The organism is uncultured Demequina sp. (assembly GCF_913055775.1).
Taxonomy (GTDB): Bacteria; Actinomycetota; Actinomycetes; order Actinomycetales; family Demequinaceae; genus Demequina.
In genome coordinates, this window is the sequence record NZ_CAJXJX010000183.1 from 1 (window position 1) to 3,664 (window position 3,664).

Below are 3,664 nucleotides of genomic sequence, written 5' to 3' on the forward strand. Positions count from 1 at the left end.
CCCGCCATCAACGAGCCGGTGCGCCCGGTCGAGTCCCTCGCGCCCGTGTCTGTCGAGCGCCGTGGGAATGGTCGTCTCCGCCTCGACTTCGGGCAGAACATCTCCGGCGTGCTTCGCGTGCACCTCGACGCGCCCGCGGGACACCTGGTGCGCCTGCATCACGCCGAGGTACTCGAGAACGATGAGCTGGGCACCAGGCCGCTGAGGCGCGCGTCCTCCGTGGATGCCTACGTGAGCGACGGCGCCGCGACTTCGTGGTCGCCACGGTTCACCATCCACGGCTTCCGGTATGCGGAGATCGAGGGATGGCCCTGCGACCTGCGGCCAGGCGATGTCGAGGCTCTGGTCATCCACACCGACATGGAGCGCCGCGGTTGGTTCGAATGCTCGGATCCTCTGCTCAACAAGCTCCACGAGAACACCGTGTGGTCCATGCGCGACAACTTCGTGGACCTGCCCACCGACTGCCCGCAGCGCGACGAACGGATGGGCTGGACCGGCGACATCCAGGTCTTTGCGCCCGCCGCCGAGTTTCTCTATGGCGCGGATGGCGTCCTTGCCTCGTGGCTGCGCGATCTTGCGGCCGAACAGGGTGAGGACGGTTGGGTGCCGAACTTCGTGCCGTGGGTCGAGTGCGGCTTCCCGCGCGGAGCTTCGGCCGCGTGGGGCGACGCGGCAGCTGTCGTGCCGTGGCAGATGTACCAGCGACGCGGTGATGTGGGGGTCCTGGGCGCGCAGTTCGAGTCGATGCGCGCCTGGGTGGACCACCTGGAGCTCCGTGTGGGGCCCGATGACGTAGTCGAGGGCTCCATGGAGCTGGGCGACTGGCTCGACCCCGCAGCGCCGCCGGAGAACCCCGGTGGGGGACGCACGGACCGCTACCTCGTCGCATCGGCATATGTCGTGAAGTCCGCACGCATCGTCGCTGAGGTGGCATCCCTGCTCGGTGACGCCAAGGCGCGGGATCGCTACGCCGCGATCGCTGCGCGTGTCGTCGCCGGCATCCAGCGCCGCTGGCTGACCGACCTGAGCGGAATCGCGCACGCTCCGACCGCCCTCGCGCTCGTGCTCGAGTTCGACCTCGCGACGTCGGAGGACCAGCGTCGCGACGTGGGCGCTCTGCTCGCCGCATCGGTGCGCCAGGGCGGTCACCGCATCGCGACCGGCTTCGTCGGCACGCCGATCATCTGCGACGCGCTCGCGCGCTCCGGCCACCTCGACGATGCCTATGCGCTGCTCACGCAGACGGAGTGCCCCTCGTGGCTGTACCCGGTCACGATGGGCGCGACGACCATCTGGGAGCGGTGGGACTCGATGCTGCCGGACGGCAGTGTCAACCCGGGCGACATGACGTCCTTCAACCACTACGCGCTGGGCGGCGTGGTCGACTTCCTGCACCGCACGGTCGCGGGCCTGGCGCCGGGTGCGCCGGGCTACCGGGTCGTCGACGTGCGCCCTCAGCCGGGAGGCGGACTGACGTGGGCCCGTGCCGAGCACATCAGCCCGTTCGGGCGGATCGAGGTTGCGTGGCGCATCGTCGGGGACACGTTCGATCTGGACGTCGAGGTCCCGGCCGGGGCCACCGCCCGCGTGACGCTGCCGGACGACTCACGGCACGAGGTGGGCGCCGGACGGCACACGTTGCGCTGCAAGAACCCCGCGCTCGACCGACCGACCACAGGAGCACCCGCATGACCACCTACGACCGCTTCCACCCGGGCGAGGAGTGGCTCGACACCTCTGGCACGCCCATCCAGGCGCACGGCGGCTCGGTCATGGAGATCGACGGCACCTACTACTGGTACGGCGAGAACAAGGAGTTCACGACGCCGGGCTCGGGCATCTGGCACTGGGGCGTGCGCTGCTACTCGTCGACGGATCTGTACAACTGGACCGACGAAGGCGTCATCATCCCTCCCGACGAGGACGACCCCACGTCGCCACTTCACCCGGCACGCGGCATGGACCGCCCACACATCATCCGCCACGCCAGGACCGGAAAGTTCGTGTGCTGGGTGAAGGTGATGGAGGGCTCCACGCAACTGTCGACCACGCTGGTCGCGGATCACATCCTGGGGCCGTACAGCAAGGCGAACGTCGACTTCATGCCGCTAGGCATGAACGCCGGCGACTTCGACCTCGTGAGCGATCCGCACGACGGCAAGGGCTACTACGTCTTCGAACGAGTCCACACCGAGCTGATCGTGGCGGACCTCACGGACGACCTCACTGACGTCACCGGCTACTACTCGACGCACTTCCATCACGGGCGCCCGCCCTTCACGCGCGAGGCCCCGTCGCATTTCTACCGACGCGGCACGCACTACCTGGTGACGTCAGGCACGACCGGCTACTACCCGAACTGGTCCGAGGTCGCGGCAGCGCCGTCGATGCACGGTCCCTGGACCGTGGTGGGTGACCCGCATCCCGAGGACGAGTCGCGCACGTCCTACCGCACGCAGGTCAGTTCGGTGTTCAAGGTGCCTGGCAAGAAGGACCTCTACATCGCGCTGGGCGACCGGTGGCTTCCGGACTACGAGGCTCACGGTGACGAGGCCTATCAACTCTTCGATGAATACTTCGCGCGCATCGAGGAGGGTGAGCCCGACGCTGGCATGCGTGAGCTGACGGTGCCGAACACCTCGCGGGCCCGCTACGTGTGGCTGCCGATCCGTTTTGATGGCGACCGCGTGCTGATCGACTGGCGCGACGAGTGGAGCCTCGACGAGTACGAATAGGCCTCCCTCCTTCGCTGTTTCTGTGCCCTGACCGATTCGCCCCTTGCCCTGTTCCCCGCACTCAATGGAGAGTCACATGGACACTGTCGTCCGCCCCTTGTCCCTCATGATCGCCGCGCTCCTCGCGTTCGTCGCTGTCGTCGTGCCGTCACCGGCCGGCCGCGCGGCCGACACCGCCACCGCCCTGGATCGCTCCGGGTGGGCGCTGTCCTCGTCGGGTGCATGGATCCCCCTGGGTAATGCCATCGACGGGGACCCGTCGACGTCGTGGCTCGGCGACGGGGATCAGTACGAAGGGATGTGGTTCCAGATCGACGCCGGTGAGCAGGTGACGTTCGACGCGATCGAGCTCGCGCAGTCTGGCGAGTGGGACAACGCTTACCCGCGTGCCTTCGTAGTGGAGGTATCCGACGACGCTGCAGCGTGGACTGCCGTGGCCACGGAGACGGGTACCTATGCGGACCAGCTCGTGATTCTCGAGGAGACGACTTCCGCGCGCTACGTGCGCCTCACATTGACGGCTTCGGTCGGTGCGGGAGAGGGCGGCTGGGCGATCGGAGAGGCCAACCTGATCCGTGCGCGCTCGGCCGACCGCAGCGGCTGGTCCCTCAGCACGTCGGGCTGGTGGCTCGACCCCGCGCTCGCGATCGACGGCGATGAGTCGACGTCGTGGGTGAGCGACGGCGACCAGCGTGACGACATGTGGTTCCAGGTGGACGCAGGTGAGGCAGTGTCTTTCGACACGGTCGAGATGACCAGGCCGGAGTGGGACAACGCCTATGCGAGGGCATATGTGATCGAGGGCTCGATCGACGGCGCCGCCTGGTCCACGCTCGCCGCCGGCGCCGGTTCTCTCGCCGACGAGCGCGTCGAGTTGGACTCGCCAGCGACTGCGCGGTACGTCAGGGTCTCGCTGACCTCATCCG

3 protein-coding genes are annotated in these 3,664 nt (G+C 68.0%); all 3 read left to right on the plus strand.

The genetic code is table 11. The annotated features are described in order from the left end of the window. On the plus strand, window positions 1-1,695 hold a 1,695-nt coding region (locus tag QZ483_RS13125), incomplete at its 5' end, for a family 78 glycoside hydrolase catalytic domain (RefSeq protein ID WP_297084747.1). Then, complete coding sequence (locus QZ483_RS13130; RefSeq protein ID WP_297084749.1) at window positions 1,692-2,738, plus strand: family 43 glycosylhydrolase; 1,047 nt, start codon at window positions 1,692-1,694, stop codon at window positions 2,736-2,738. The genes QZ483_RS13125 and QZ483_RS13130, both read left to right, overlap by 4 nt. 76 nt (window positions 2,739-2,814) lie before the next feature. After that, a partial coding sequence (locus tag QZ483_RS13135) for a discoidin domain-containing protein (RefSeq protein WP_297084752.1) occupies window positions 2,815-3,664 on the plus strand: 850 nt, incomplete at its 3' end.